This window comes from Herbidospora daliensis (assembly GCF_001570585.1).
Taxonomy (GTDB): domain Bacteria; phylum Actinomycetota; class Actinomycetes; order Streptosporangiales; family Streptosporangiaceae; genus Herbidospora; species Herbidospora daliensis.
In genome coordinates this window covers 1,077,643-1,102,716 of record NZ_BBXF01000002.1, presented here as the reverse complement: position 1 = coordinate 1,102,716, position 25,074 = coordinate 1,077,643, and the positions used below count along the sequence as shown (strand labels likewise).

General features: G+C 68.7%; 26 protein-coding genes. 3 read left to right on the top strand and 23 right to left on the bottom strand.

All coding sequences use genetic code 11. The annotated features are described in order from the left end of the window. Positions 1-3: 3 nt before the first annotated feature. The 16 genes from nuoN to AW274_RS11520 all read right to left on the bottom strand — a co-directional run bounded on the left by nuoN (position 4) and on the right by AW274_RS11520 (position 17,334). Positions 4-1,554, bottom strand: a complete 1,551-nt coding sequence (gene nuoN / locus AW274_RS11595) for an NADH-quinone oxidoreductase subunit NuoN (protein ID WP_062431017.1) — start codon at positions 1,552-1,554, stop codon at positions 4-6. Next, complete coding sequence (locus AW274_RS11590; RefSeq protein ID WP_062431016.1) at positions 1,551-3,062, bottom strand: NADH-quinone oxidoreductase subunit M; 1,512 nt, start codon at positions 3,060-3,062, stop codon at positions 1,551-1,553. Before AW274_RS11590 ends, nuoN begins: the two co-directional genes overlap by 4 nt. Beyond that, entirely contained in the window at positions 3,062-4,966 is a 1,905-nt protein-coding gene (gene nuoL / locus AW274_RS11585; protein WP_439648759.1) for an NADH-quinone oxidoreductase subunit L, read from the bottom strand. The genes AW274_RS11590 and nuoL overlap by 1 nt, the downstream gene beginning before the upstream one ends. 9 nt (positions 4,967-4,975) lie before the next feature. Then, on the bottom strand, positions 4,976-5,272 hold the full coding sequence (gene nuoK / locus AW274_RS11580) for an NADH-quinone oxidoreductase subunit NuoK (RefSeq protein WP_030456120.1): 297 nt from the start codon (positions 5,270-5,272) through the stop codon (positions 4,976-4,978). Continuing rightward, positions 5,269-6,021 carry an NADH-quinone oxidoreductase subunit J gene (locus AW274_RS11575; protein WP_062431014.1) on the bottom strand — a complete coding sequence of 251 codons (753 nt, stop codon included), beginning with the start codon at positions 6,019-6,021 and terminating at the stop codon, positions 5,269-5,271. Before AW274_RS11575 ends, nuoK begins: the two co-directional genes overlap by 4 nt. Continuing rightward, positions 6,014-6,529, bottom strand: coding sequence for an NADH-quinone oxidoreductase subunit NuoI (gene nuoI, locus AW274_RS11570; RefSeq protein ID WP_083974024.1), 516 nt, complete (start codon positions 6,527-6,529; stop codon positions 6,014-6,016). Before nuoI ends, AW274_RS11575 begins: the two co-directional genes overlap by 8 nt. After that, entirely contained in the window at positions 6,522-7,880 is a 1,359-nt protein-coding gene (nuoH, locus tag AW274_RS11565; RefSeq protein ID WP_439648766.1) for an NADH-quinone oxidoreductase subunit NuoH, read from the bottom strand. Before nuoH ends, nuoI begins: the two co-directional genes overlap by 8 nt. 5 nt (positions 7,881-7,885) lie before the next feature. Then, complete coding sequence (locus AW274_RS11560; RefSeq protein WP_083974021.1) at positions 7,886-10,273, bottom strand: NADH-quinone oxidoreductase subunit G; 2,388 nt, start codon at positions 10,271-10,273, stop codon at positions 7,886-7,888. Further along, positions 10,270-11,556 carry an NADH-quinone oxidoreductase subunit NuoF gene (gene nuoF / locus AW274_RS11555; RefSeq protein WP_062340574.1) on the bottom strand — a complete coding sequence of 429 codons (1,287 nt, stop codon included), beginning with the start codon at positions 11,554-11,556 and terminating at the stop codon, positions 10,270-10,272. Before nuoF ends, AW274_RS11560 begins: the two co-directional genes overlap by 4 nt. Continuing rightward, positions 11,553-12,206 carry an NADH-quinone oxidoreductase subunit NuoE gene (gene nuoE, locus AW274_RS11550; RefSeq protein ID WP_062431012.1) on the bottom strand — a complete coding sequence of 218 codons (654 nt, stop codon included), beginning with the start codon at positions 12,204-12,206 and terminating at the stop codon, positions 11,553-11,555. Before nuoE ends, nuoF begins: the two co-directional genes overlap by 4 nt. After that, positions 12,203-13,519, bottom strand: a complete 1,317-nt coding sequence (locus tag AW274_RS11545; protein ID WP_062431011.1) for an NADH-quinone oxidoreductase subunit D — start codon at positions 13,517-13,519, stop codon at positions 12,203-12,205. The genes nuoE and AW274_RS11545 overlap by 4 nt, the downstream gene beginning before the upstream one ends. Further along, entirely contained in the window at positions 13,516-14,169 is a 654-nt protein-coding gene (locus tag AW274_RS11540) for an NADH-quinone oxidoreductase subunit C (protein WP_062431010.1), read from the bottom strand. The genes AW274_RS11545 and AW274_RS11540 overlap by 4 nt, the downstream gene beginning before the upstream one ends. Then, complete coding sequence (locus AW274_RS11535) at positions 14,166-14,717, bottom strand: NuoB/complex I 20 kDa subunit family protein (RefSeq protein ID WP_062340570.1); 552 nt, start codon at positions 14,715-14,717, stop codon at positions 14,166-14,168. The genes AW274_RS11540 and AW274_RS11535 overlap by 4 nt, the downstream gene beginning before the upstream one ends. Continuing rightward, complete coding sequence (locus AW274_RS11530) at positions 14,717-15,076, bottom strand: NADH-quinone oxidoreductase subunit A (protein ID WP_030456130.1); 360 nt, start codon at positions 15,074-15,076, stop codon at positions 14,717-14,719. The genes AW274_RS11535 and AW274_RS11530 overlap by 1 nt, the downstream gene beginning before the upstream one ends. Positions 15,077-15,129: 53 nt before the next feature. Further along, positions 15,130-16,395, bottom strand: a complete 1,266-nt coding sequence (locus AW274_RS11525; protein ID WP_062431009.1) for a geranylgeranyl reductase family protein — start codon at positions 16,393-16,395, stop codon at positions 15,130-15,132. A gap of 210 nt (positions 16,396-16,605) precedes the next feature. Continuing rightward, complete coding sequence (locus AW274_RS11520; protein ID WP_062431008.1) at positions 16,606-17,334, bottom strand: demethylmenaquinone methyltransferase; 729 nt, start codon at positions 17,332-17,334, stop codon at positions 16,606-16,608. 100 nt (positions 17,335-17,434) lie between these two features. Here AW274_RS11520 and AW274_RS11515 point away from each other — a divergent pair, with 100 nt between their 5' ends. Then, a complete protein-coding gene (locus AW274_RS11515; RefSeq protein WP_063813234.1) occupies positions 17,435-18,649 on the top strand; it encodes an NHL repeat-containing protein in 1,215 nt (404 codons plus the stop codon). Here AW274_RS11515 and AW274_RS11510 read toward each other — a convergent pair whose 3' ends face one another. Next, entirely contained in the window at positions 18,650-18,856 is a 207-nt protein-coding gene (locus AW274_RS11510; RefSeq protein WP_062431006.1) for a DUF4229 domain-containing protein, read from the bottom strand. Positions 18,857-19,096: 240 nt separating this feature from the next. Between AW274_RS11510 and AW274_RS39080 the strand changes: the two genes are divergently transcribed. Beyond that, positions 19,097-19,321, top strand: a complete 225-nt coding sequence (locus tag AW274_RS39080; protein WP_030456135.1) for a BldC family transcriptional regulator — start codon at positions 19,097-19,099, stop codon at positions 19,319-19,321. Between the two features lie 348 nt (positions 19,322-19,669). Here AW274_RS39080 and AW274_RS11505 read toward each other — a convergent pair whose 3' ends face one another. Then, entirely contained in the window at positions 19,670-19,909 is a 240-nt protein-coding gene (locus AW274_RS11505; protein WP_062340566.1) for a hypothetical protein, read from the bottom strand. Positions 19,910-19,921: 12 nt separating this feature from the next. Further along, on the bottom strand, positions 19,922-20,674 hold the full coding sequence (locus tag AW274_RS11500; RefSeq protein ID WP_232320079.1) for a hypothetical protein: 753 nt from the start codon (positions 20,672-20,674) through the stop codon (positions 19,922-19,924). A gap of 258 nt (positions 20,675-20,932) precedes the next feature. Here AW274_RS11500 and AW274_RS11495 point away from each other — a divergent pair, with 258 nt between their 5' ends. Then, positions 20,933-21,229: a PLDc N-terminal domain-containing protein gene (locus AW274_RS11495; RefSeq protein WP_034385986.1), complete on the top strand. Its 297-nt coding sequence runs from the start codon at positions 20,933-20,935 to the stop codon at positions 21,227-21,229. A 33-nt stretch (positions 21,230-21,262) separates the two neighbouring features. Here the strand turns inward: AW274_RS11495 and ccsA are convergent, their stop codons facing one another. Genes ccsA through AW274_RS11475 form a run of 4 tightly spaced genes read right to left on the bottom strand, consistent with a single transcriptional unit; the run spans position 21,263 to position 25,016 of the window. Beyond that, positions 21,263-22,186: a cytochrome c biogenesis protein CcsA gene (ccsA, locus tag AW274_RS11490; protein ID WP_062431004.1), complete on the bottom strand. Its 924-nt coding sequence runs from the start codon at positions 22,184-22,186 to the stop codon at positions 21,263-21,265. Beyond that, complete coding sequence (resB, locus tag AW274_RS11485) at positions 22,176-23,726, bottom strand: cytochrome c biogenesis protein ResB (protein ID WP_062431003.1); 1,551 nt, start codon at positions 23,724-23,726, stop codon at positions 22,176-22,178. The genes ccsA and resB overlap by 11 nt, the downstream gene beginning before the upstream one ends. Further along, positions 23,723-24,451, bottom strand: coding sequence for a cytochrome c biogenesis CcdA family protein (locus AW274_RS11480; RefSeq protein ID WP_062431002.1), 729 nt, complete (start codon positions 24,449-24,451; stop codon positions 23,723-23,725). Before AW274_RS11480 ends, resB begins: the two co-directional genes overlap by 4 nt. Next, the gene (locus AW274_RS11475; RefSeq protein ID WP_062431001.1) at positions 24,438-25,016 is read right to left on the bottom strand and encodes a TlpA family protein disulfide reductase; all 579 of its coding nucleotides are present in this window, start codon (positions 25,014-25,016) and stop codon (positions 24,438-24,440) included. The genes AW274_RS11480 and AW274_RS11475 overlap by 14 nt, the downstream gene beginning before the upstream one ends. Positions 25,017-25,074 lie beyond the last annotated feature (58 nt).

Here is a 25,074-nt window from a genome sequence, read left to right as displayed (position 1 = left end):
CCCTTATTGCACGAACAATGACTTCGCAGCCTTTTCCGCCAGATCGAGGACAGGCTGCGGGAAAACCCCCAGGGCTACCGTAGCGAATGCCGAGAAGCCGACCACAGCCGACGTGGCCCACGACGGGGTGACGACGGTGGGGCCGTCGGCCGAGGGGTCGCTGAAGAACATCAGCACGATCACCCGGACGTAGAAGAACGCCGCCGCCGCCGAGGCCACGACCGCGAGCACGACCAGGCCGGTCAGCCAGCCCTCGCCGAGGGCGACGGCCGACCTGAAGACGGCGTACTTGCCGAAGAAGCCGCTGGTGAGCGGGATTCCGGCGAAGGCCAGCAGGAAGAAGGCGAACAGGCCCGCCAGCTTCGGCGACCGCTTGCCCAGGCCCGCCCAGCGCGACAGGTGCCACGCCTCGCCGCCCGGGTCGCGCACGAGCGTCACCACGGCGAACGCGCCCACCGTGGTGATGCCGTAGGTGACCAGGTAGAACAGCAGGCCCGACAGCGCCAGCGCGTTCTGGCCCTTGTCGCCGACGGCCATGACGCCGACGAGCAGGAAGCCCGCGTGGGCGATCGAGGAGTAGGCCAGCATGCGCTTGATGTCGGTCTGGGTGATCGCCAGGATCGAGCCGACCACCATCGTCAGGGCGGCGACGCCCCACATGATGGGCTGCCAGTTCCAGCTGTCGTTGCCCAGCGCGACCCAGAAGACCCGCAGCACGGCGCCGAAGGCGGCCACCAGGGTTCCGGAGGCCATCAGCGCGGTGATCGGGGTCGGGGCGCCCTGGTAGACGTCGGGCTTCCACGCCTGGAAGGGCGCGGCGCCGATCTTGAAGAGCAGGCCGACGCCCAGCATGGCCGTGCCGACGAGCAGCAGGGTCTCGGTGCCGCCGGCGGTGGCCAGGGCGCGGGAGATGCCGTACAGGTCGACGGTGCCGGCGAAGCCGTACAGCAGCGCGGTGCCGTACAGGAAGAAGGCCGAGGAGAACGCGCCGAGCAGGAAGTACTTGACCGACGCCTCCTGCGACAGCAGGCGGCGGCGGCGCGCCAGCCCGCACAGCAGGTAGAGCGGCAGCGACATGACCTCAAGCGCGACGAACATGATGAGCAGGTCGTTCGAGGCCGGGAAGAGCAGCATGCCGCCGATGGCGAACAGGGCCAGCGGGTAGACCTCGGTGTGCGCGGCGCCCTCGGAGATCGCCTTCTCCTCCTCGGCAGAGCCGGGGACGGCCGCCGCCGAAGGGACGAACTGCTCCTCGTCGTTGATCAGCAGGATGCTGACGAACGACAGCACCAGGATGGTGCCCCAGATGAACAGGGTCGGGCCGTCGACCGCGACCGAGCCCATCGCCGCCGGGGTCGTCGGAACGCCGCGGACGGTCTGCAGGATGACCAGCGCGAACGCGCCGACCAGCGACAGCAGCGTCAGCGGGACGTGGATCGCCCGCCGCAGGTAGCGAGGCGCGAACGCCTCGACGAGCACCCCGATGATGGCCGCGCCGAAGATGATCAGCAGCGGGGCCAGTGCGAAGTACTCGATGGTGGGAGCCGTGATCACTGGCCCTCCTTAACAGCGACGACCGGAGCCGGGTCGGTGACCTTCACGTTGACGAGCGACTCCTTGACGGCCGGGTTGATCACGTCGAGAAGCGGCTTGGGGAAGAAGCCCAAGACGACGATCAGGGCGATCAGCGGCGCGACGACCCAGCGTTCGCGTCCGTTGAGGTCCTTCATCTCGGCGACCGACTCGGCGGTGGGGCCGTTCATGGTGCGCTGGTACATCCACAGGATGTAGATGGCGGCGAGGATGACGCCGGTCGTGCCGATGATGGCCGGGACGGCGTAGCGCTCGTAGGTGCCCAGGAGCACCATGAACTCGCTGACGAACGTGCTCAGGCCGGGCAGCGACAGACCCGACAGGCCCGCGATCAGGAACGCGCCCGCCAGCAGCGGGGCGACCTTCTGCACGCCGCCGTAGTCGGCGATGAACTGCGAGCCGCGGCGGTAGATCAGGAAGCCCGCGACCAGGAACAGCACACCGGTCGAGAACCCGTGGTTGACCATGTAGAGCGTCGCGCCCGAGGCAGCCGTGGTGGTCATCGCGAACACGCCCATCGTGATGAACCCGAAGTGCGAGATCGAGGTGTACGCGATGAGCCGCTTGATGTCGGTCTGACCGATGGCCACGATGGCGCCGTAGACGATGCCGATCACCGACAGCGCGATGACGACCGGGGTCGCCCACTTGGCCGCGTCGGGGAACAGCTCCAGGCAGAACCGCAGCATGCCGTAGGTGCCGACCTTGTCGAGCACGCCCACGAGCAGCACCGCGGCGCCGGCCGGGGCCTGCGCGGCGGCGTCGGGCAGCCAGGTGTGCACCGGCCAGAGCGGGGCCTTGATCGCGAAGGCGATGAAGAAGCCCAGGAAGAGCCACTTCTGCGTTGTTGGGTCGGTGACCGCGCCGATGAGGTCGGGGAACAGGAAGCTGTTCTTGTCGGCCACGTTGTAGAGCGCGATCACGGCCACCAGCATCAGCAGGCCGCCGAACAGCGAGTAGAGCAGGAACTTGACCGCCGCGTAGGACCGCTGCGCGCCGCCGTACGACCCGATCATGAAGTACATCGGGATCAGCATGGCCTCGAAGAACACGTAGAACAGGAAGACGTCGGTCGCCGCGAAGACGCCGATCATCATCGCTTCGAGCACCAGGAGCAGCGCGAAGTAGGTCCGGACCGAGCGCTTGCCCTGCTCGGCGTCGTGCCAGGAGGCCAGCACGACGATCGGCACGAGGACGGCCGACAGCAGGATCAGCACCAGCGCCACGCCGTCGACGGCCACCGCGTAGTGGACGCCGAAGGAGGGGATCCAGTCATACGTCTCGGCGTACTGGAACCGGTCGCCGTTGGGGCTGAAGCCGACCGTCATCACGACGGCCAGCACCAGCACGAGCAGTGAGACGCCGAGCGTCGCCTGCTTTGCGAGCTTGTCGTTCTTGAGGAACGACACGCCGAGCGCGCCCAGGACGGACACGCCCATCAGGATCGAAAGCCACGGGATGGCGGTCATCACAGGGTCCCAACCACGAACCAGGCGCCGGCCAGCACGGCGGCACCGACGAATATCGACAGGGCGTACGACCGGACGTAACCGGTCTGGATCTTCCGCAGCCTGCCGGAGGATCCGCCGACACCGGCGGCCAGCCCGTTGACCACGCCGTCGATGCCCCGGTTGTCGAAGAAGACCGCCAGGCGGGTGAGCCACTGGCCGGGGCGCATGAACAGCGCCTCGTTGAGGGCGTCGCCGTAGAGGTCACGACGGGCGAAGACGGTGAGGAACGAGCCGCGCGGCTGTACGACGGGCACCTCGCTGCGGCCGTACTTGGCGATCGCGATCCCGGCGCCGACGGCGACCAGGGCCAGGGTCGTCAGACCGGGCACGCTGAACGGGTGGAAGCCGGGCAGCTCCGCGGGCAGGCCGACGGCCGGGCCCAGGAAGACCATCAGGCGGTTGCTGAGGATCAGGTAGGCGCCCAGGCCGACCGAGAAGACCGACAGGATGATCAGCGGCCAGGTCATCACGGCCGGCGACTCGTGCGGGTGGGCCTTCTCGTCCCAGCGCTTCGGGCCGAAGAAGGTCATCACGACCATGCGGGTCATGTAGAAGCCGGTGATGCCGGCGCCCACCACCGCGAGCCAGCCGAGGATCGCGTTGTGGTGCATGACCGACTCGATGATGCCGTCCTTGGTGAAGTAACCGGACAGCAGCGGGAAGCCGATGATCGCCAGGTAGCCGATGAAGAAGGTCGCGAAGGTGATCGGCAGCAGCTTGCGCAGGCCGCCGTAGCGCCGCATGTCGACCTCGTCGTTCATGGCGTGCATGACCGAACCTGCGCCGAGGAACAGGTCGGCCTTGAAGAAGCCGTGGGTGATGAGGTGGGCGATGGCGAAGGCGTAACCGGCCGGGCCGATGCCCGCGGCGAGCATCATGTAGCCGATCTGCGACATCGTCGAGCCGGCCAGGCCCTTCTTGATGTCGTCCTTGGCCGTACCGATGATCGCACCGGCCAGCAGCGTCGCCACACCGACGATCGTCACGACCAGACCGGCCGTGCTGCCCTCGGGGAAGAACGCGGCGCCCGAGCGGACCACCAGGTAGACGCCCGCGGTGACCATCGTCGCGGCGTGGATGAGGGCCGAGACCGGGGTCGGGCCCTCCATCGCGTCGAGAAGCCACGACTGCAGCGGCAGCTGGGCCGACTTGCCGCACGCGCCGAGCAGGAGCAGCAGGCCGATCGCGGTCTGCACCCCCTGGCTGGCCTGGGCGGCGTTCGGGAAGACCTCCGCGTACGACAGCGTGCCGAACTGGGCGAAGATCAGGAACATCGCGATCAGCAGGCCGAAGTCGCCGACCCGGTTGACCACGAACGCCTTCTTGGCGGCCACCGCCGCCGACGGCTTGTACTGCCAGAACCCGATCAGCAGGTAGGACGCGAGACCCACGCCCTCCCAGCCGATGAACAGGGCGACGTAGTTGTCGGCCAGCACCAGCAGCAGCATCGCCGCGACGAACAGGTTCAGGTAGGCGAAGAACCGCCGCCTGTCCGGGTCGTGCGACATGTAGCCGATCGAGTAGACGTGGATCAGCGATCCGACGAACGTGATCAGCAGGCAGAACGAGATCGACAGCGGGTCGATCAGCAGCCCGATGTTCGCGACGCCCGGGATGAACTCGTAGAGGTTCACCGACTGGCGGCGCTGCGCCGGGTCGAGCCCGATCAGCTGGAAGAACACGAGGGCCGCCACCACGAAGGCGCCGACCGACATGAGCACGCCAAGGAGGTGGCCCCACTTGTTCGTGGCGCGGCCACCGATAAGGAGAATCGCGGCACCGGCGAGGGGCAGCACGATCATCAGCCAGGCCAGGCTGATCGCACCCCCGCCGGCGTGCGACAGGATCTCTGCGGGTTCCACGGCCACCTCTTAGTACTTCAGCAGGCTGGCGTCGTCGACCGACGCGGACCTGCGGGTTCGGAAGATCGTCACGATGATGGCCAGGCCGATGACGACCTCGGCGGCGGCCACGATCATCACGAAGAAGGCGATGACCTGGCCGTCGACATTGCCGTTCTGGCGGGCGAAGGTGACGAACGCCAGGTTGCACGCGTTGAGCATGAGCTCCACGCACATGAACACGACGATGGCGTTGCGCCGCACCAGGACGCCGATCCCGCCGATCGCGAACAGCAGCGCGCTGAGCACGAGGTAGTGGGTGGTCACTTGTCCTCACCTTCCAGGATCTCGGCCACCTGCGGGTCGATGGTGCCTTCTTCGGCCTCGTACCTGGCGATGTAGCGGTTGACCGACAGCTTGGAGATCTTGCCGTCGGGCAGCAGCGCGGGCATGTCGATCGCGTTGGCGCGGGCGTAGGTGCCGGGGCCGGGCAGCGGCGAGGGGTCGATGCCCTCCTCGCCGTACTTGACGAAGCGCTCGCGGGACAGTTCCCGCTGGGTGGCGCGCTGCTCCAGGCGCTCGCGGTGGGCCAGCACCATCGCGCCCAGCGCCGCGGTGATCAGCAGCGCCGAGGTGACCTCGAAGGCGAACACGTAGCGCGTGAAGATCAGCTCGGCCAGCGACGGCACGTTGCCCGCCGCGTTGACCGCGCCGAGGCCGACGGCCGGGGTGAACGCCACGTTGCCGATGCCCAGCGCCACCAGGGCGGCGAAGGCGAGCCCGGCGACGATCGCCCAGAACCGCTGGCCCTTGATCGTCTCGACCAGCGAGTCGGACGAGTCGACGCCGACCAGCATCAGCACGAACAGGAACAGCATCATCACGGCGCCGGTGTAGACGATGATCTGCACCGCCGCCAGGAACGGGGCGTCCTGGACCGCGTAGAGGACCGCCAGCGAGAGCATCACCACGCCGAGCATCAGGGCGCAGTAGACGGCCTTGCGGCTGAAGACGAGCCCGAGCGCCGCGCTCACCGAGACGACGGCGAGCACCCAGAACGTGATGGTCTCACCCATTGTCGCGTCCCAGTCGGTAGTAGTCGTCTTCGGTCTCGCCGAGGCGCATCGCGTGGGGCGGCTGCTCCATGCCCGCGGTGAGCGGGGCGAGCAGCATCTCCTTGGTGTAGATGAGCGCCTCGCGGCTGGAGTCGGCCAGTTCGTACTCGTTGGTCATCGTGAGCGCCCGCGTGGGGCACGCCTCGATGCACAACCCGCACAGGATGCAGCGCGCGTAGTTGATCTGGTACGTCCGGCCGTAGCGCTCACCGGGCGAGAAGCGCTCCTCGTCGGTGTTGTCGGCGCCCTCCACGAAGATGGCGTCGGCGGGACAGGCCCACGCGCACAGTTCGCAGCCGACGCACTTCTCGAGACCGTCGGGCCACCGGTTGAGCTGGTGCCGCCCGTGGAAACGCGGCGCCGTGGGCCGCTTCTCCTCCGGGTAGTTCACCGTCACCGGCTTCTTGAACATGTGGTGGAAGGTGACGCCGAACCCCTTGACGGGGTTCAGCCAGTCGAACTTAGGCACTGGGGACCTCCTTGCGATTCGCCCCGTGGTAGTGCGGCAGATCCAGCGGCGGGACCGGGAATCCACCGGCGGTGGGCTCCTCGCGGAGCTGCTCGAACTCCTCCTCGACCTGCTCGGCGCGGGCCTCGCGGCGGCGCTGCTGCACGGTGTCGAATCGGAAGAAGACCGCGAGGGCGCCGACCACCACGATGGCCATCAGGATGAAGACCGGGGTGCTCTGTTCGACACGCAGCGCGCGGAAGGTGGCGACCAGCAGGATCCACGCCAGGTTCAGCGGGATCAGGACCTTCCAGCCGAAGGCCATGAGCTGGTCGTAGCGCACACGCGGCAGCGAGGCGCGGACCCAGACGAAGAAGCAGAAGATCAGCACGATCTTGCCGAAGAACCACAGCAGCGGCAGCCAGCCGACGTTCGCGCCGTCCCAGATGGAGATGGGCCAGGGGGCCCGCCAGCCGCCGAGGAACAGCGTGACCATCACACCGGAGACCACGAACACGTTGACGTATTCGGCCAGCTGGAACATGGCGAACTTCAGCGAGGAGCTGTATTCGGTGTGGTAGCCGGCGACCAGCTCGCCCTCGCCCTCGGGGAGGTCGAAGGGCACCCGGTTGACCTCGCCGAACATCGTCATCGCGTAGATGAGGAACGACGGGATCAGCAGGATGGCGTACCAGCTGGGCAGCGGGACGTCGAGGCCGAAGAGCGTCGCGGTGCCGCCGTCGGCCTGCTTGGCGACGATCTCGGAGGTCGAGAGCGTGCCGGCGTACAGGAAGACCGCCACGAACGACAGGCCCATCGCGATCTCGTAGGAGACCACCTGGGCCGACGAGCGCAGCCCGCCGAGGATCGCGTAGGGCGACTTGGACGCCCATCCGGCCAGCACGATGCCGTAGACGCCGATCGAGGACATCGCGAGGATGAACAGGACCGCGACCGGCATGTCAGTGAGCTGGAGCGGGGTCTTGTGGCCGAACATCGACACGACCGGGCCCATCGGGATGACCGAGTAGGCCAGGATCGCCGGCACCGAGATGATCACCGGCGCCAGGAAGAAGATCAGCTTGTCGACCTTGCGGGGCATCAGGTCTTCCTTGAGCCCCATCTTCAGACCGTCGGCGACGGTCTGAAGGAGGCCGAACTTGCCCGCCCGGTTGGGGCCGTAGCGGTGCTGCATGCGCGAGATGAGCTTGCGCTCCAGCCACACGCCGAACAGCACGCCCAGCAGCAGGAAGACGAAGATGACCAGGCCCTTGATGATGCTGATCCACACGGGATCGTGGCCGAAGTCGGCCAGGCCCGGGCCCGGGCTGCCCGGGGCCGCCGGGCTGGCCAGCACGCTGGCCGTTGTCAGGAGGCTCATGAGGCACTTCCGATCGTGACGACGTCGCCCGCCTCGGCCCGCACGTCGCGGGTGACCGAGACTCCGCCGGAGTTGGCCGGCACCCAGACGACCCGGTCGGGCAGGTCGGCGATCCGCAGCGGCAGGATGACGCCGTTGACGGTGACCTTGTCGACCGCGCCGATCTCGGCGGCGGTGGCCGGAGACAGCAGCGCGACCGCGTCGCGGGCGGTGCCCGCCAGGAACGGCTCGCCGTCCTGCAGCTTGCCGTCGTCGAGCAGCAGGTGCCAGCTCGCCAGGACGGCCTCACCGGCGCCGGGCTCGGCGACGGTGCCGCCGGTGACGCTCGGCGCGACCGGGCGGCCGCCCTTGTAGGCGCCCAGGGCGCCGAGCTCGCGGCGGACCGCGGCGACGTCGGGCAGACCCAGGTGGACGTCCATCGCGTCGGCGATGGCGGCGACGGCGCGCAGGTCGCTCATCAGACCGGGCTGCGGCACGGACGCCTCGAAGGAGCGGCCGCGGCCCTCCCAGTCGACGAACGTGCCGGCCTTCTCGGCGACCGCCGCGACCGGCAGCACCACGTCGGCGCGGTCGGTGACGGCGCTGGCCCGGATCTCCAGGCTGACGATGAACGGCGTGTTCTCCAGGGCCCGCAGGGCGAGCTCGGGGTCGGGCAGGTCGCTCGGGTCGACGCCCGCGATGACCAGCGCGTCGAGCCGCTCGTCGAGGGCGGCCCGCAGGATCTCGCTCGTGTCGAGGCCGACCTGGGCCGGCAGCGAGGCGACGTTCCAGAGGCGGGCGACCTCGGCGCGGGCGGCCTCGTCGTCGACCGGGCGGCCGATCGGGAGCAGGTTGGGCAGCGCGCCCGCCTCGACGGCGCCGCGCTCACCGGCCCGGCGCGGCACCCAGGCCAGCCGGGCGCCGGTCGAACCGGCCAACCGGACCAGGGCCGACAGCGCGCCCTTGGCCGAGGCCAGCCGCTCGCCGGCCATGATGATCGTGCCCGCGGGAAGCTTGACGCCGTCGGAGATGAGCTCCCCGATCGACTCGGCCTCGGCGCCGGGGACGGTCCGGATCAGGGTGCCGCCCATCTTGGCCAGGCCCGGCGTGGCGAACGGCGCCAGCGAGTAGACCTTGAGCCCCTTCTTCTGGGCCGCCTTGCGCAGCCGCAGGAAGACGATGGGCGACTCCTCCTCGGGCTCGAACCCGGCCAGCAGCACGGCCGGCGCGTTCTCGAGGTCGGCGTAGGAGATCTCGATGCCCTTGCCCGCCACCGAGTGGGCCAGGAACTGGGCCTCCTCGGCGGAGTGGGGGCGGGCCCGCATGTCGATGTCGTTGGTGCCGAGGGCGACCCGCGCGAACTTGCTGTAGGCGTAGGCGTCCTCGACGGTCAGCCGGCCGCCGGTGAGGACGCCGGCCTTGCGGCCCGCGAGCCCGGCGGCGACGGCCGCGAAGGCTTCGGGCCAGGACGCCGGGACCAGCACGCCCTCTTCGTTGCGGACCAGCGGGGAGCGCAGCCGGTCGGGCTGGGTGGCGTAGGAGAACGCCCACCGGCCCTTGTCGCAGTTCCACTCCTCGTTGACCTGCGGGTCGTCGCCGGCGAGGCGGCGGGTGACCTTGCCGCGCCGGTGGTCGGTGCGCAGGGAGCAGCCGGAGGCGCAGTGCTCGCACGCGCTCGGCTGGGAGACCAGGTCGAACGGGCGCGACCGGAAGCGGTAGGCCGAACCGGTCAGCGCGCCCACCGGGCAGATCTGCACGGTGTTGCCGGAGAAGTAGGACTGGAACGGCTCGCCGTCGGCGACGCCCACCTGCTCCTTGGCCCCGCGCTCGAAGAACTCGATGAACGGATCGCCCGCGATCTGGTCGGAGAAGCGCAGGCAGCGCGCGCACTGCACGCAGCGCTCACGGTCGAGCAGCACCTCGGTCGAGAGCGCGATCGGCTTCTCGAAGGTGCGCTTCTGCTCGACGAACCGCGACTCGCCCTGGCCGTTGGACATCGCCTGGTTCTGCAGGGGGCACTCGCCGCCCTTGTCGCAGACCGGGCAGTCGAGCGGGTGGTTGAGCAGCAGCATCTCCATCACGCCGCGCTGCGCCTTCTCGGCGACCGGCGAGGTGAGCTGGCTCTGCACGACCATGCCCTGGGCGACCTCGATCGCGCACGAGGGCTGCGGCTTGGGGAAGCCGCGGCCGTTGCCCGCGTCGGGGATGTCGACGAGACACTGGCGGCAGTTGGCCGCCGGGTCGAGCAGGGGGTGGTCGCAGAAGCGGGGGATCTGGATCCCCAGCAGCTCGGCCGCCCGGATGATCATCGTGCCCTTCGGCACGCTGACCTGGAAGCCGTCGATGGTCAGCGTGACCATCTCGACGACCGCCCGCTCCTCGGGCTGGGTTGCTTGGATGGTCACTTGCTCCCCCACACGGTTGCGAGTGCGGGATCGAACGGGCAGCCGCCGATCTCGAAGTGCTTGAGGTATTCGTCGCGGAAGTGCTGCACCGAGGAGTAGATCGGGCTCGTCGCGCCGTCGCCCAGGGCGCAGAACGACCGGCCCAGGATGTTGTCGGCGATGTCGGTGATCGTGGTCAGGTCGTCTTCGGTGCCCTGACCCTTCTCCAGCCGCTTCAGCACCTGCTTGAGCCAGAAGGTGCCCTCACGGCAGGGCGTGCACTTGCCGCACGACTCGTGGGCGTAGAACTCGGTCCAGCGCAACGTCGCCCGGACCACGCAGGTGGTCTCGTCGAAGATCTGCAGCGCCCGGGTGCCGAGCATGGAGCCCTTGGCGCCGACCGACTCGAAGTCGAGCGGCACGTCGAGGTGCTCGTCGGTGAAGATCGGCGTCGAGGAGCCGCCCGGCGTCCAGAACTTCAGCCGGTGGCCCTCGCGGATGCCGCCCGCCATGTCGAGCAGTTCCCGCAGGGTGATGCCCAGCGGGGCTTCGTACTGGCCCGGACGGGTGACGTGGCCGCTGAGCGAGAAGATGCCGAAGCCCTTGGACTTCTCGGTGCCCATGCCGGCGAACCACTCGGCGCCGTTGGCCACGATCGAGGGGACCGAGGCGATCGACTCGACGTTGTTCACGACCGTCGGCGCGGCGTAGAGGCCCGCGACGGCCGGGAACGGCGGCTTGAGCCGGGGCTGGCCCCGGAAGCCCTCCAGCGAGTCGAGCAGCGCCGTCTCCTCACCGCAGATGTACGCCCCGGCGCCGCTGTGCACGACGATCTCCAGGTCGTAGCCGCTGCCGAAGATGCCGCGCCCGATGTAGCCCTTCTCGTACGCCTCGCGCACCGCCGCCTGCACCCGCCGGATGACGTGGACGACCTCGCCGCGGATGTAGATGAAGGCGTAGTTGGCCCGGATGGCGAAGGCCGTGATGATGACGCCCTCGATGAGCGAGTGCGGGTTGGCCATCATCAGCGGGATGTCCTTGCAGGTCCCCGGCTCCGACTCGTCGGCGTTGACGACGAGGTAGTGGGGCTTGCCGTCACCCTGCGGGATGAAGCCCCACTTCATGCCGGTCGGGAAGCCCGCGCCGCCGCGGCCGCGCAGACCGGAGTCCTTGACCGCCTGGATGATCGCGTCGGGGTCCATCGCCAGCGCGCTGCGGGCGGCGGAGTAGTCGCCGTAGCCCTCCAGCGTGAAGGAGTTGGGCAGGTCCCAGTTCTTGGTGAGGACCGGAGTCAGCGTGGTCACTTGGGAGCCTCCCAGCCGTTGGCCTTGGCGATGCGCAGGCCCTCAAGGGAGGGACCGGCGGCCGAGGGACCCTCGCCGGCGAGCTCGTCGGGCAGGCCCGAGAGCACCCGCGAGGTCTCCTTGAAGGTGCAGAGCCGGCCGGGGCCGCGGGTCGGGACCACGGGCTTGCCGGCCCGCAGGTCGTCGACGAGCTGCTTGGCCGACTCGGGCGTCTGGTTGTCGAAGAACTCCCAGTTCACCATCATCACCGGCGCGAAGTCGCAGGCCGCGTTGCACTCGATGCGCTCCAGCGACACCTTGCCGTCGGAGGTGGCCTCCTCGTGCCCGATGCCGGCGTGCTCGCTGAGCTCCTCCCAGATCTGGTCGCCGCCCATCACCGCGCACAGGGTGTTGATGCAGACGCCGACGTGGTACTCACCGGCGGGCTTGCGCTTGTACATCGTGTAGAACGTCGAGACGCCGACGACCTCGGCCTTCGACAGGCCCAGCATCTCGGCGCAGAACTCCTGACCGGCGTCGGAGACGTAGCCGTCCTCCGCCTGGACCAGGTGGAGCAGCGGGAGCAGCGCCGACCGGGTCTTGGGGTACTTGCCGATGATCTCCTTGGCGTCCAGTTCGAGACGCTCGCGGACCTCTGGGGAGTAGGTCATCGGTCCACACCTCCCATGACGGGGTCGAGCGAGGCCACCGCCGAGATGACGTCGGCGATGTAACCGCCTTCGCACATGGCCGGCACGGCCTGCAGGTTCGTGAAGGACGGGTCGCGGAAGTGGACCCGGAAGGGCCGGGTGCCGCCGTCGCTCACCACGTGGGCGCCCAGCTCGCCGCGGGGCGACTCGACCGGCACGTACGCCTGGCCGGCCGGCACCCGGAAGCCCTCGGTCACCAGCTTGAAGTGGTGGATCAGGGCCTCCATCGAGCTGCTCATGATGTGCGCGATGTGGGCGGGCGAGTTGCCGAGGCCGTCGGGGCCGAGCGCGAGCTGCGCCGGCCAGCCGATCTTCTTGTCCTCGATCATGACGGGCTGGTTCTTCAGCGGCCCGGTGAGCCGGTCGAGCGCCTGCTCGATCAGCTTCAGCGACTCCTCCATCTCCGAGACCCGGACCTGGTAACGCCCGTAGACGTCGCAGGTCTGCTCGGTGGCGATCTCGAAGTCGTAGGTCTCGTAGCCGCAGTAGGGCTGCGACTTGCGCAGGTCCCACGGCAGGCCGGCGGCCTTCAACACCGGGCCGGTGATGCCCAGCGCCATGCAGCCGGTCAGGTCGAGGTAGGCGATGTCCTTGGTACGCCGGGTGTAGACCGGGTTGGCGTCCAGGATCTTGCGCATGTCCTTGATCCGCTCGGGCATGACCTTGAGCAGTTCGCCGATCTTGTCGACGGCGCCCGCCGGCAGGTCGACGCTGACGCCGCCCGGCCGGATGTAGGCCATGTTCATCCGGAGACCGGTGATGTACTCCATGATGTCGAGCACCATCTCGCGCTCGCGCAGGCCGTAGAGGAACGGGGTGGTGGCCCCGAGCTCCATGCCGTAGGTGCAGATCGCCATCAGGTGGGAGGAGATGCGGGTGAGCTCCATCGTGAGCACCCGGATCGCCTGCGCCCGGTCGGGGATGCGGTCCTCGATGCCGAGGAGGCGCTCCACGCCCAGGCAGTAGGTCACCTCGTTGAAGATCGGCGACAGGTAGTCCATGCGCGTCACGAACGTGACGCCCTGCGTCCAGGTGCGGTATTCGAGGTTCTTCTCGATGCCGGTGTGCAGGTAGCCGATGACGGTCCGGGCCTCGGTCACCGTCTCACCGTCGAGGGTGAGCACGAGCCGGAGCACGCCGTGGGTCGACGGGTGCTGCGGGCCCATGTTGATGACCAGCCGCTCCTCGGACGACTCGGCCACCGCTTCGGTGAGCTTGTCCCAGTCCTGGCCCGCGACGTCGTAGACCTTGCCTTCGGTCGCTTCCTGAGTCATGCGTACGACCTCCTCTGGTCCGGCGCGGGGATCTCGGCGCCGCGGTATTCGACCGGGATGCCGCCCAGCGGGTAGTCCTTCCGCTGCGGGTGGCCCTCCCAGTCGTCGGGCATCTCGATCCGGGTCAGGCCCGGGTGCCCGTCGAAGACGATGCCGAAGAAGTCGTAGGTCTCCCGCTCGTGCCAGTTGTGCGTCGGGTAGACCGAGACCGTCGACGGGATGTGCCGGTCGGAGTCGGGCGTCGCGCACTCCACCCGCACGCGGCGGTTGTGGGTGATCGAGCACAGGTGGTAGACCGCGCGCAGCTCCGACCCGGCCTCGTGGGGGTAGTGCACCCCCGAGACGCCCAGGGACAGCTCGAACCGCAGGGCGGGGTCGTCGCGCAGCTTCTTCATGACCTCGACGAGGTGCTCGCGCGCCACGTGAAGCGTGAGTTCGCCCCGGTCGACGACGACCCGCTCGACGCCCTCGTGGTCGAGGCCGTCGACGATCTCGTCGAAGTAGCTCCCGTAGGGGCGCGGGCTGGAGACCGGCGCCGGCCGGCGGACCACGAGGCCGCCGTAGCCGGAGGTGTCGCCGGTGCCGGAGGTTCCGAACATGCCGGTCCGGGCGATCGGCTGCTCCGGGACCTCAGGAAGGTTGTCGCTCATTTCTGCCCTCCCTGGTCGATGAGCGGCAGGGTGCGCAGCGCCTGGAGCTCGAGCTCCTCGACCTGCTTCTCCCTGTGGGCGCCGAACTTCATGTTCTGGATCTTGTCGTGCAGCTTGACGATCGCGTCGATGAGCATCTCGGGCCGCGGCGGGCAGCCGGGCAGGTAGATGTCGACGGGCACGACGTGGTCGACGCCCTGGACCACCGCGTAGTTGTTGAACATGCCGCCGGACGAGGCGCACACGCCCATGGAGATGACCCACTTGGGCTCGGCCATCTGGTCGTAGATCTGGCGCAGCACCGGCGCCATCTTCTGCGACAGGCGACCGGCCACGATCATCAGGTCGGCCTGGCGGGGCGACGCGGACGCGCGCTCCATGCCGAAGCGGGCCAGGTCGTGCTTGGGGCCACCGGTGGACATGAGCTCGATCGCGCAGCACGCGAGACCGAAGGTGGCCGGCCAGACGGAGTTCTTGCGCGCCCAGCCGGCGACCTGCTCGACGGTGGTCAGCGCGAAGCCGCTGGGCAGTTTCTCTTCAAGGCCCATTAGTCCCAGTCCAATCCGCGACGCCGCCACACGTAGGCGTACGCCACGAGCACGGTGACGATGAACAGCACCATCTCGACCAGACCGAAGACCCCGAGCTTGTCGAAGGCCACGGCCCACGGGTAGAGGAAGATGATCTCGATGTCGAAGACGATGAAGAGCATCGCTGTGATCATGTACTTCAGCGGGAACCGGCCGCCGCCGATCGGCTGCGGAGTGGGGTCGATACCGCACTCGTACGCGTCGAGCTTGGCGCGGTTCCACCTCTTCGGCCCGGTGAACGGGGCGATGCTCACGGAGAAGACGGCGAATCCCGCCCCGAGGACCGCGAGCACCAGGATGGGGGCGTAGAGCTCCATCGCTTAAGGCGTCCTCTCGGTGAATGTGGTCATGATTCTTCGATCCAGTGGTGTCATGCCGACGGCGCGACCTTCGACAGGGCGTTGATGATCCGGTCTGACGCGTCGCCACCGTGGTCGGTCAGGTTGCCCAGGAGTTTCAGGCCGAACCTCATCAACCGGGGGTGGGGCAGCGCGTGCCGCGTCAGCATATTCATCACGCCCGGTTTGCCGATCGCCTCGACGAAGGCCCGGCCCAGGGTGAAATAGCCGCCGTACGCGTCTTTGAGTATCCGCGGATAGGCCCGCAGGACCCGCTCGCGCGCGGCGGGGGTCGGCTGGGCGAGCGCGGTCACCACGGCGTCGGCCGCGATGCGGCCGGTCTCCATCGCGTACGCGATGCCCTCGCCGTTGAAAGGGTTGATCATCCCACCGGCGTCGCCGACGAGAACCAGGCCCCGGGTGTAGTGGGGCTGCCGGTTGAAGGCCATCGGCAGCGCGGCACCCCGGATCGGGCCGACCATGTTCTCTTCGACGAAGCCCCACTCGGCCGGCATGTTCTTGGTCCAGCGCCGGAGCAGGTCGCGGTAGTCGATCTTCTTGAACGCCTCACTGGTGTTGAGCAGCCCGAGGCCCACGTTGGAGGTGCCGTCGCCGACGCCGAAGACCCAGCCGTAGCCGGGCAGCAGGCGTTCGCCGTCCCACAACTCCAGCCAGGTCTCGAGGTAGTCGTCGGTGTGGCGCGGGCTCGTGTAATAGGTGCGGACCGCGACCCCTATCGGGCGGTCTTCGCGCTTGTGCAGGCCCATGGCCAGGGAGATGCGGGTGGAGTTGCCGTCGGCCGCGATCACCAGGCGGGAGCGGTAGACGTCGCCCGAGGCGGTCTTCACGCCGACGACGTGGCCGCTGCGCTCGTCGATCACCGGGGCGGTCACGTTCACGCCCTGGAGCAGGGTGACGCCCTTGGACACGGCGTTGTCGGCCAGGATGACGTCGAAGTCCTTGCGCGTGCGCACGAGCCCGAAGTCGGGGAAGCTCGACAGCTCCGGCCAGTCGAGCTCGAACGACAGGCCGCCGCCGACGACGCGCAGGCCCTTGTTCCTGATCCAGCCGGGCGCGTCGACGTTGATCCCCATCGCGAGCAGTTCCTTGACCGCGCGGGGGGTCAGGCCGTCGCCGCAGACCTTCTCCCTGGGGAAGGTCGTCTTCTCCAGCAACAGGACCGACAGCCCGGACTGCGCCAGATAAAACGCGGTCGTCGATCCGGCGGGGCCGGCGCCGACGACGATCACGTCGGCATCGGTCTCGCTCCGCCGGGCCGCAAGGGCTGGCTCGCTCACGAGGGGACCTGTCCTGTCCTTTTGAGTTTCTTGGGGCCGCAGACCGTGTAGGCTGAGCCTTTCGTGCCTTTGTGAACTACTTCACAAACTTGTCGCGCCGCAGTCTAGTCCCTCTCCCGACACCTTCGTCAGGGGGTAGACACCTACCGGCGGGTAAACATGCACAGTCGTGACGAAAACATCGTTCTACCTGGCGCGCCGGTGCAAATTTCATGACTTTTCCGGTCGGACACCCCGGTGCAGCGCCACGATCCCCATGCTCAGGTCACGCCACGCCACCCGCTTCCACCCCGCGCTCTGGACGACCGCCGCGAGGCTCTTCTGGTCGTGCCAGTCGCGGATGGACTCGGCGAGGTATTCGTAGGAGTCGGGGTTGGAGCTGACCGTGCGGGCCACCACCGGCAGCAGGCGCATCAGATACTGCGTGTAGATCGTGTCGAACGCCTTCGGCTTCGGCCGGGAGAACTCGCACACCACGAGCCGCCCGCCGGGACGGGTCACCCGCAGCATCTCCTCCAGCGCCTGCCGGGTGTCGGCGACGTTGCGCAGCCCGAACGAGATCGTGACCGCGTCGAAGACCCCGTCGGCGAACGGCAGCCGCAGCGCGTCGCCTGCGACGAACGTCACACCCGCGACCCCGCCGGTCAGCCCCGACGAACCCCGCCGCCGCACGCCGGTCTGCAGCATGCCGATCGAGAAGTCGCAGGCGATGGCACGCGCCCCAAGCTGGGTGAACGCGTCGGTAGAGGTGCCGGTGCCGGCCGCCAGGTCGAGCACCAGCTCACCGGGCCCGGCGTCGATCGCGGACGCGGTCGCCCGCCGCCACAGCCGGTCTTGGCCGAGCGACAGCACGTCGTTGACCAGGTCGTAGCGCGCGGCCGTGCGGTCGAACATGGCCGCGACCTCATGGGGCTGTTTGTCCAGCGAAGCGCGCGTCATGGTGCCCAGCCTAGGACGACCTCACACACCGTCACGCCATGCCCGGTCGAATGTGCGCAACGTAGTGCGTTGATTACTCTGCGTCTGCTAGGACTTGGCCATGCGTGCCAGATTCATGATCACAGTAAGCGCTCTCGCGCTCGTGGCCACCCCGGCCTGGGCGGGCATCCGTCATCCCTCGGTCGTGTCGCCGAATCCGGTGAACCACACCCCCCATGTCTTAGACGGGATCGTCAACGCGTTCGCGCTGGTGGGGAACACCGTGGTGGTCGGCGGCGAGTTCTCCTCGGTGAAGTCGGGCACGTCCACCCTGCGCCGCACCAACCTCTTCGCCTTCGACCTGACGACCGGCCGCATCTCCCCCTTCGCCCCCTTCCTCGACGGCGCCGTCAACACGCTCGCGGCCGGCGCCGACGGCACGGTCTACGCCGGCGGCTCCTTCTCCCGGGGCCTCGCCGCGTTCTCCGTCCCGTCCGGGGTCCCGATCGCGTCGTTCGGTGGCGCCGCCTACGGCGGCGAGATCACCTCTCTTGTACGCCGGGGCGCCCACCTCTACGTCGGCGGCGACTTCTCCCACATCGGCCGTGCCCAGCGCACCGCCCTGGCCCGCCTCGACGCCGCGACCGGAGCCGTCGACCCGTCGTTCACCGTCGCCGTCGGCGGCGGCCGGTCAGAAGGCGACCCGAAGGTCCACGCGATGGCGGCGACGAAAGACCGGCTGATTCTCGACGGCTCGTTCACCACCCTCGGCGGCCAGCCACGCGACCAACTCGGCCAGATCGATCTGAAGACCGGCAAGGTCGCCCGCTGGCGCACCAATGCCTACGCCCCCCATTGCCGCGACGGATTTCCCTCCTATGTACGCGGCCTCGATGTCTCCCCCGACGGCTCCTATTTCGTGGTCGTCACCACCGGAGGCGCGGCCCCGAAGACGGGGAAACTCTGCGACACCGCGGCGCGCTTCGAGACGTACGCGAAAGGCGCGAACGTGAAGCCGACATGGGTGAACCACACGGGTGGCGATTCGCTCTACAGCGTCGCCGTCACCGGCGCGGCCGTTTACGTGGGGGGCCACCAACGGTGGATGGACAACCCGCTGGGAAACGACTCCGCGGGCCCGGGAGCGGTCGCGCGAGAGGGCATCGCGGCGCTCCATCCACGTACTGGAATGGCGCTCGGGTTCAATCCCGGCCGAGAGAGAGGAATCGGGGTGAAGGCCTTTCTCCCGGTAAAGAAGGGGCTTTTGGTGGGAAGCGACACCACGAAGCTCGGGCACGAGTACCATGCCCGAGTCGGAATGTTCCCGATGCCCTGACTAGCCCTCGGGCTGGCGCCTCTTGTCGCTGATCTTCTCGCTGACCGCGTCCCGCTGCTTCGACAGCAGAACGTAACTGGCGAGCCCGCTCAGCAACACGGCCACTGCGAGCAACACGTAGGTCCGCAGACCCAGCAGATAGAGGACGCCCAGGGCGACGGCGAACAGGCCCAGGCGGGACAGGGTGTAGATGATTACCGGATGCACGCCGTAGAGGTTACGTCACTGTCCCGTATGGCGGACTCTCTTCGCATCCGGCACGAGCGCTGCTAGTGTGCCCATCACGGCGCTTTCGTAAAGAAACACCCATGAGCGCCCCAAAGAGGCTCTATCATATAACAATCGGGCACTGAGCCGGTAACATCCCGTGATCTTCTCTGAAAACCACGGATAAATCAGGCTTCGCTCGGCACACTGGTTACCTGTCCGCCCGCTGCATGACGCGGGATGCGAGGGGGAGAGATTGTGGAGAGTAGCAGCGAGCGACTGCTGACCCCTGGAGAGGTTGCCGCCCTCTTCCGGGTCGACCCGAAGACCGTGACTCGCTGGGCCGCGGCGGGGCGAATCAGCAGCATCCGTACCCCCGGAGGGCACCGGCGTTTCCGCGAGTCGGAAGTGCACGCCCTTCTCCGTGGAGAAGACGTCCTGACGGCCGACAAGCCGAACGGGTAGAGCTTCACGGGAAGAAGCAGAGAGGCGCGGCCAGAACCTGGGAGCCGCGCCTTTTTCTTTTCCCGGGGCACCTACGGCGCCGAGAGAAGAAACGGCGGGGGACGCGCCTACGGCGCGGCAGGTTCTGGCTCGCAGTGTCTTTGCCGCGCCTTCGGCGCGGGGTCCTCGCGCTTATATCCGGCGTCTTCCCTCGTCGCTCCGGGTCGCTTCGCTCCCCTGCGCTCCTCAGTCCAGACGCCGGCGCGCTGCGGCAATTCATGAATCTGGCCTGGATATTTGGCCCGCCTGGCCTGAATAATTTAAGATTTGACCATTTGTGGCATGTGAAATTGCACTGGCGCCTGGGGCTTATTTTTCTTGTTCGGCCTTGAAGGCTAGGAATTCTTGTTCTAGAGCGTCGTTCTCTTCTTGCCATCTTCTGCGGCGGTCGGCTTCTTCTTCTTCGGTGATGGACTCCTCCAGCCACTGGTCGTAGTCCGGCTCGCCGGGCGCTATCTCGACATACGCGTTGCCGATCAGGCGGCCGTCGTCGCTGGTCAACGACTGCGGGACCCGCAGCGTGCCGTCAGCGAGCCGGATCACGAACATCAGGAGACCTACCTAGATTCCGTAGCGCCTGTTGAAGAAGAGCATGACGTTGAGGGCCGTGCGGGTGTCGCCGCCCAGCATGTCTATCAGGGCGGGACGCTGCCTCGACGCGATGGCGGCGAAGGCGTCGGCGAAGAACTCCTTGCGGCCGAGTTCTCCGGACTGCTTGTGGAAGGCCGAGGCCAGATGGGGGATGCACTCGTCGTAGAGGGCGGCGAACTCGGGTGAGTCCGAGACCCACTCTCCCGGACGGGAGTCCACGTCGTCCAGCGCATGACCGACTTCGTGCATCATCACATCGGGCGTCGGGCTGGGGCGGTCGCCGACGACGATCTTCCGGTCGCCGTACGCGCCGGCGCAGATGTCCCAGGTCGCGCGGCCGCTGGGGAGCGGGGCGCCCCGCAGGTAGCCCATGTCGTCCAGGTCCGGGACGCCGCCGGGGCCGACGTAGATGCCGTCGAGGCCGACCGCCAGCATCTCCTTCAGGCGGTCGGGCAACCGGGCCAGGCTGTCGACGGCGCGGATGACGTCGGGGGGCGGCGGGCCGTCCATGGCGTCCCACTGCCGGTAGAGGATCGTCTCCAGGGCGCCGCAGTTGCGGCGGCCGTCGCGGTAGTCGGGGCTGTCGGGGTGGTGCGGTTCGGCGCGGGCGGGCTGGTCGTCCAGCTCGAAGTCGCGCCAGGTGTACTGCGGACGGTCGACGACCGGGGCGGTCACCGGGGTCTCGACGGCCCTGGGGGCGTCCGCCCATCTGTCGGTGACCACTGTTTCGATGCGTTCCTGCGTCGCCTCCGCCCCACGACGGGAGACGTAGCTGGCCCCTGCGTGGCTCCGCTGCCACCACCGATTCCCTCGCCGGTGGCGGCCCCTGTCGCCCTGCTGCGCCATCGCACCTCTCTTTTAGTCGGGAAGGTGCTGTACCGATGCAGCGTACGATGCCCGTCTAGCCCGAGTCATCCCGCTTCGTCGGTCGCTATGCAAGACGCAACACGATCAGGCCACGGGATGGCATACCGTGTTGGAATGGCGAACGTGGTTGTCGGCCTGGCGTTGCTGGCCTTCTGGCTCTACTGCCTCTTCGACGTCATCACCACTCCCCCGGAGATCGTGCGGACCCTCCCCAAGGCCGCGTGGGTTCTGGTCGTGATGATTCCGGCGATGGGCGGAGTGTTGTGGCTGCTCGCCGGGCGGCCGGTGCCCGAACCGATCACCCCCGGACAGAACCTGCTCCCCTCGCCGCCTCCCGAGGCGCCGAGGGGTCCTGACGACGACCCCGACTTCCTGCGCAGCCTTGAGCGCAAGCTGCGCGACGAAGACTAGAGACACGGCCGGCCTTCGGCCGACCGCGTCTCGCTATTTCACGTCCGCGTACGAGTGCAGGCCGCCGATGAAGATGTTCACGCCGACGAGGTTGAACATCAGGCAGGCGAACGCGATCAGCGACACGATCATCGCGGCCTTGCCCTTCCAGCCGGCGGTCGCGCGGGCGTGCAGGTAGGCGGCGTAGGCCACCCAGGTGATGAACGCCCAGACCTCCTTCGGGTCCCAGCCCCAGTAGCGGCCCCACGCCTTGTCGGCCCAGAGCGCGCCCGAGATGACGGCGAACGTCCAGACCGGGAACGCGATGACGATGACCCGGTGGGCGAGGCGTTCGAGGTCGGCGCGCGACGGCAGCCGCGACGGGCCCTCCTTGCGCACCAGGAACAGCCCCGCGGCGGCGGCGCCGACGATGAACAGGCCGCTGGCCGCGACGGCGGCGGTGACGTGGATGGCCACCCAGTACGAGTCGAGCGCGGGCACGACCGGGCCGGCCTGCGTGTAGAGCACACGGACCGCGAAGCCGAGGCCGATCGCCGCGACCACGCCGACGAACGCGCCGAGGAAGCGCACCGGGTAGCGCAGCTGGAGCAGCAGGAACACCGTCACGGCCGCGAGCAGCATGGCGACGACGAACTCGTACATGTTGCCCCACGGCCAGCGGCCGACCGCGAGGCCGCGCGTGAGCGTGGCCGACACGTTGGCGACCCAGCCGAGCCACATGGCGGCGGTGCCGATGAGACCCGCCTTGGGGGCCCATGACGCCGGCTCCGGCGTGGGCTCGGGGTCGGGCAGGTCGTCGGACGGCCCGCCGACGGTCGCCAGGCGGCGTTCCTTCACCGTCTCGGTGACCCGGCCGAAGGCCAGCTCCAGGGCGTAGCCGATCATCGCGGCCAGGTAGAGCAGAATGGCGGCCAGCACGAGCTGGTCGCTCAACGTGGCCAAACGATCAGGAGACATCCTTCACCTCTGCGCGAGCGTGGTGTTCCAGGGCTTTCGTCAGCTCGGCGAACTCCTCGCCGAAGTCTCCGCCCTCGGTGCGGGTCAATCCTCCCACCGTGACCCCTCCGTCCCTTACGCGCACCCAGACGCGGCGGCGGTGGATGAGCAGGGACAGCAGCAGGCCGAGGATGGCGGCGCCGGAGGCGAGCAGGGCCGGGAACCGGCCGGGGTCGTAGGTGGTCTGGAGGGTGATCCACTCCTTCACACCGGTGAACTCGATCTTCCCCGCCCCGTCGGGCAGGTCGACGGCGTCGCCGACGGCCATCGGCTTGGGCGAGGCGGTCATCTGGCCGAGCGGCTTGAGGTTCTGGTGGCCGCTCAGGTCGTACACCGACTGAGGGGTTCCCGCGTCGAGACCCAGGTCGCCCTTGAACGGCCAGATCTGCACGGTCGGGTTGACCGCGGCCGGGAACACCGACAACCACTCGGTGCCGCTCGGCGCCGTGGAGGGCAGGAACCGGCCGAGGAACGCCAGCTGGTCGGGGGCCGCGTCGGGCACCTTGATGACGCATTCCGACTCGTAGTTCGAGGTGTCGTTCACCAGGCACGGCACCGCGCCCTCGAAGGCGACCTTGCCGTCGCCGCCGGTGATCCGGAACGTGGGGGCGTAGCCGTGCCCGATCAGGTACGTCAGCGCGCCGTCGGCCTCCAGCGGCTCGTTGACCCGGAGGGTGAACTCGCGCTCCGGCGAGCTCGGCGAATCCTGCACGGCGAGCTTGGCGAAGTAGTCGAGCGGCTGGCCCTGCTTCTCGTGGCCGGGCCCGACGTAGCTCGCCTGGAAGTCCTTGAGCGTGAACGAGAACGGCTGCAGGTCCTCGGGCGACACCTGCGACCCGGGCAGATAACGGTCGTAGGCGGCCACCGTGTTCGCGAACCCGTCGCCCTCGACGACGAGCACGTTGCCCCGGTAGCCGAACAGCCCGCCCACCCCGACGGCGACCAGCAGCACCAGCAGCGCGACGTGGAAGAGCAGGTTGCCGGTCTCGCGCAGGTGCCCCTTCTCGGCCGACACCCAGCCGTCGCCGGTGACCACCCGCCAGCGCTTCGACCGCAGGTAGGCCTCGGCCGAGGCGAGGTCGCCCTCGATGTCGGCATGGTGCGGCAGCCGCGACAGGTTGCGCGGCGCGGGCGGCGGCGTGCGCCGCATCTCCTTCAGGTGCACCATCGTGCGCGGCAGCACGCAGCCGATCAGCGACAGGAACAGCAGCAGGTAGATCGCCGCGAACCAGGGCGAGGTGAAGACGTCGAACAGGGAGAACCGGTCGAGCCACTCGGCCTTCGTCGGATCGTTCTGGAAGTAGCGGGCGACCGCCCCCGGATCGACCCCGCGCTGCGGGTAGAGCGACCCGGGCACGGAGGCCAGAGCCAGCAGGAACAGCAGGATGAGGGCGGTGCGCATCGAGGTGAGCACCCGCCAGCCCCAGCGCAGCCAGCCGACCACGCCCAGCCCCGCGGGGCCGCCGTTCCCGGTCGTCTTCTCTTCGTCGGTCAGTGTCATATCACCGGCTCGAATCCGCCGATCCACACCTGGAGACCGGCGATGAGCTCGCCCCACAGACCGGTGACCAGCAGCAACCCGACGGCGACCAGCATGGCTCCTCCGATCCGCGTGATGAGCTGGGTGTGTCGGCGCACCGCGCGGAACGTGTGGAGCGCCTTGCGGTAGGCGAGCCCGGCCGCCACGAACGGCAGCCCGAGCCCGAGTGCGTAGCCGAACGCGAGCAGCGCGCCCCTGGCGGCGCTGCCCTGGTCGACCGAGAGGGTCAGCACGACGGCGAGTGTGGGGCCGATGCACGGCGTCCAGCCGAGTCCGAACACGATACCCAGCAGCGGCGCCCCGGCGAGCCCGGCCGCCGGCACCTTGTGGATGCGGAAGTCGCGCTGGAGGCCGGGGATGATGCCGATGAACGCCAGCCCCAGCACGATCGTGACCACGCCCAGCACCCGCGTGATCACCTCGGCGTTGCCGAGCATCGCCGCCCCGAGCCCGCCGAACAACGCGCCGCCCAGCACGAACACGAGCGCGAACCCGAGCACGAACAACACCGAGCCGAGCACCAGCCGCCCCCGCTTGGGGTCGGCGCTCATGCCGGTCACGTACGACAGATAGCCCGGCACCAGCGGCAGCACGCAGGGCGACAGGAACGACACCAGCCCCGCGAGCAGCGCGATCGGCAGCGCGACCAGCAGCGACCCCGAGGCGACGGTGTCAGCGAGATTCACTGGAGACCTTGGTCACGGCGTCGAGCAGGGCCTGGTACTTGACCGCGCCCAGGGCGCGGGCCGCGATCCGGCCCTCACGGTCGATGATGAGCGTGGAGGGGATGGCTGCGGGCGGCACCGTGCCGGAGAACCCGAGCAGCACCTTGCCGCTCTGGTCGTGGATGCTCGGGTAGCCCGGCGTGAGCTGGGCGTCGTAGGCGGTGGCGGCGGCCTTCTGGTCCTTGAAGTTGATGCCGAGGAAGTCGACGCCGTCGGCCTTGGTGCGGGCGGCGACGTCCTTGAGCGTCGGCCCTTCGGCCCGGCACGGCGCGCACCACGAGGCCCAGAAGTTGATCACCGTGACCTTGCCCTTGGCCATCGCCGTCTGGGCGCCTTCGAGGGTCTGCCCCGCGACGACGGGAGCCGGCTTGCGGTCGCCGGCCGCGAACACCTGGACCTTGCCGTCACCGGCGACGAACCGGGTGTCGTCGGACTCCGGCTGCCCCGAACCCCCGACGTTCCCGGCGCATCCGGTCAGAACCAGCGCCGTGCACACGGCGACGAGAGCACGCGAGAAGGGGGACATGGAGGAGATCTCCTTGAACTACAACCGGTAGAGCAACCATAGTATCGGCCACCCCGGC

Excerpts from the sequence above, each read along its gene's own strand:
- AW274_RS11590 (WP_062431016.1), bottom strand. The coding sequence starts at position 3,062 with ATGACCGCCATCCCGTGGCTTTCGATCCTGATGGGCGTGTCCGTCCTG.
- AW274_RS11575 (WP_062431014.1), bottom strand. The coding sequence starts at position 6,021 with ATGGGTGAGACCATCACGTTCTGGGTGCTCGCCGTCGTCTCGGTGAGC.
- nuoE (WP_062431012.1), bottom strand. The coding sequence starts at position 12,206 with ATGACCTACTCCCCAGAGGTCCGCGAGCGTCTCGAACTGGACGCCAAG.
- AW274_RS11545 (WP_062431011.1), bottom strand. The coding sequence starts at position 13,519 with ATGACTCAGGAAGCGACCGAAGGCAAGGTCTACGACGTCGCGGGCCAG.
- AW274_RS11540 (WP_062431010.1), bottom strand. The coding sequence starts at position 14,169 with ATGAGCGACAACCTTCCTGAGGTCCCGGAGCAGCCGATCGCCCGGACC.
- AW274_RS11535 (WP_062340570.1), bottom strand. The coding sequence starts at position 14,717 with ATGGGCCTTGAAGAGAAACTGCCCAGCGGCTTCGCGCTGACCACCGTC.
- AW274_RS11530 (WP_030456130.1), bottom strand. The coding sequence starts at position 15,076 with ATGGAGCTCTACGCCCCCATCCTGGTGCTCGCGGTCCTCGGGGCGGGA.
- AW274_RS11520 (WP_062431008.1), bottom strand. The coding sequence starts at position 17,334 with ATGACGCGCGCTTCGCTGGACAAACAGCCCCATGAGGTCGCGGCCATG.
- AW274_RS11515 (WP_063813234.1), top strand. The coding sequence starts at position 17,435 with ATGCGTGCCAGATTCATGATCACAGTAAGCGCTCTCGCGCTCGTGGCC.
- AW274_RS39080 (WP_030456135.1), top strand. The coding sequence starts at position 19,097 with ATGCGAGGGGGAGAGATTGTGGAGAGTAGCAGCGAGCGACTGCTGACC.
- AW274_RS11505 (WP_062340566.1), bottom strand. The coding sequence starts at position 19,909 with ATGTTCGTGATCCGGCTCGCTGACGGCACGCTGCGGGTCCCGCAGTCG.
- AW274_RS11495 (WP_034385986.1), top strand. The coding sequence starts at position 20,933 with ATGGCGAACGTGGTTGTCGGCCTGGCGTTGCTGGCCTTCTGGCTCTAC.
- ccsA (WP_062431004.1), bottom strand. The coding sequence starts at position 22,186 with ATGTCTCCTGATCGTTTGGCCACGTTGAGCGACCAGCTCGTGCTGGCC.
- resB (WP_062431003.1), bottom strand. The coding sequence starts at position 23,726 with ATGACACTGACCGACGAAGAGAAGACGACCGGGAACGGCGGCCCCGCG.
- AW274_RS11475 (WP_062431001.1), bottom strand. The coding sequence starts at position 25,016 with ATGTCCCCCTTCTCGCGTGCTCTCGTCGCCGTGTGCACGGCGCTGGTT.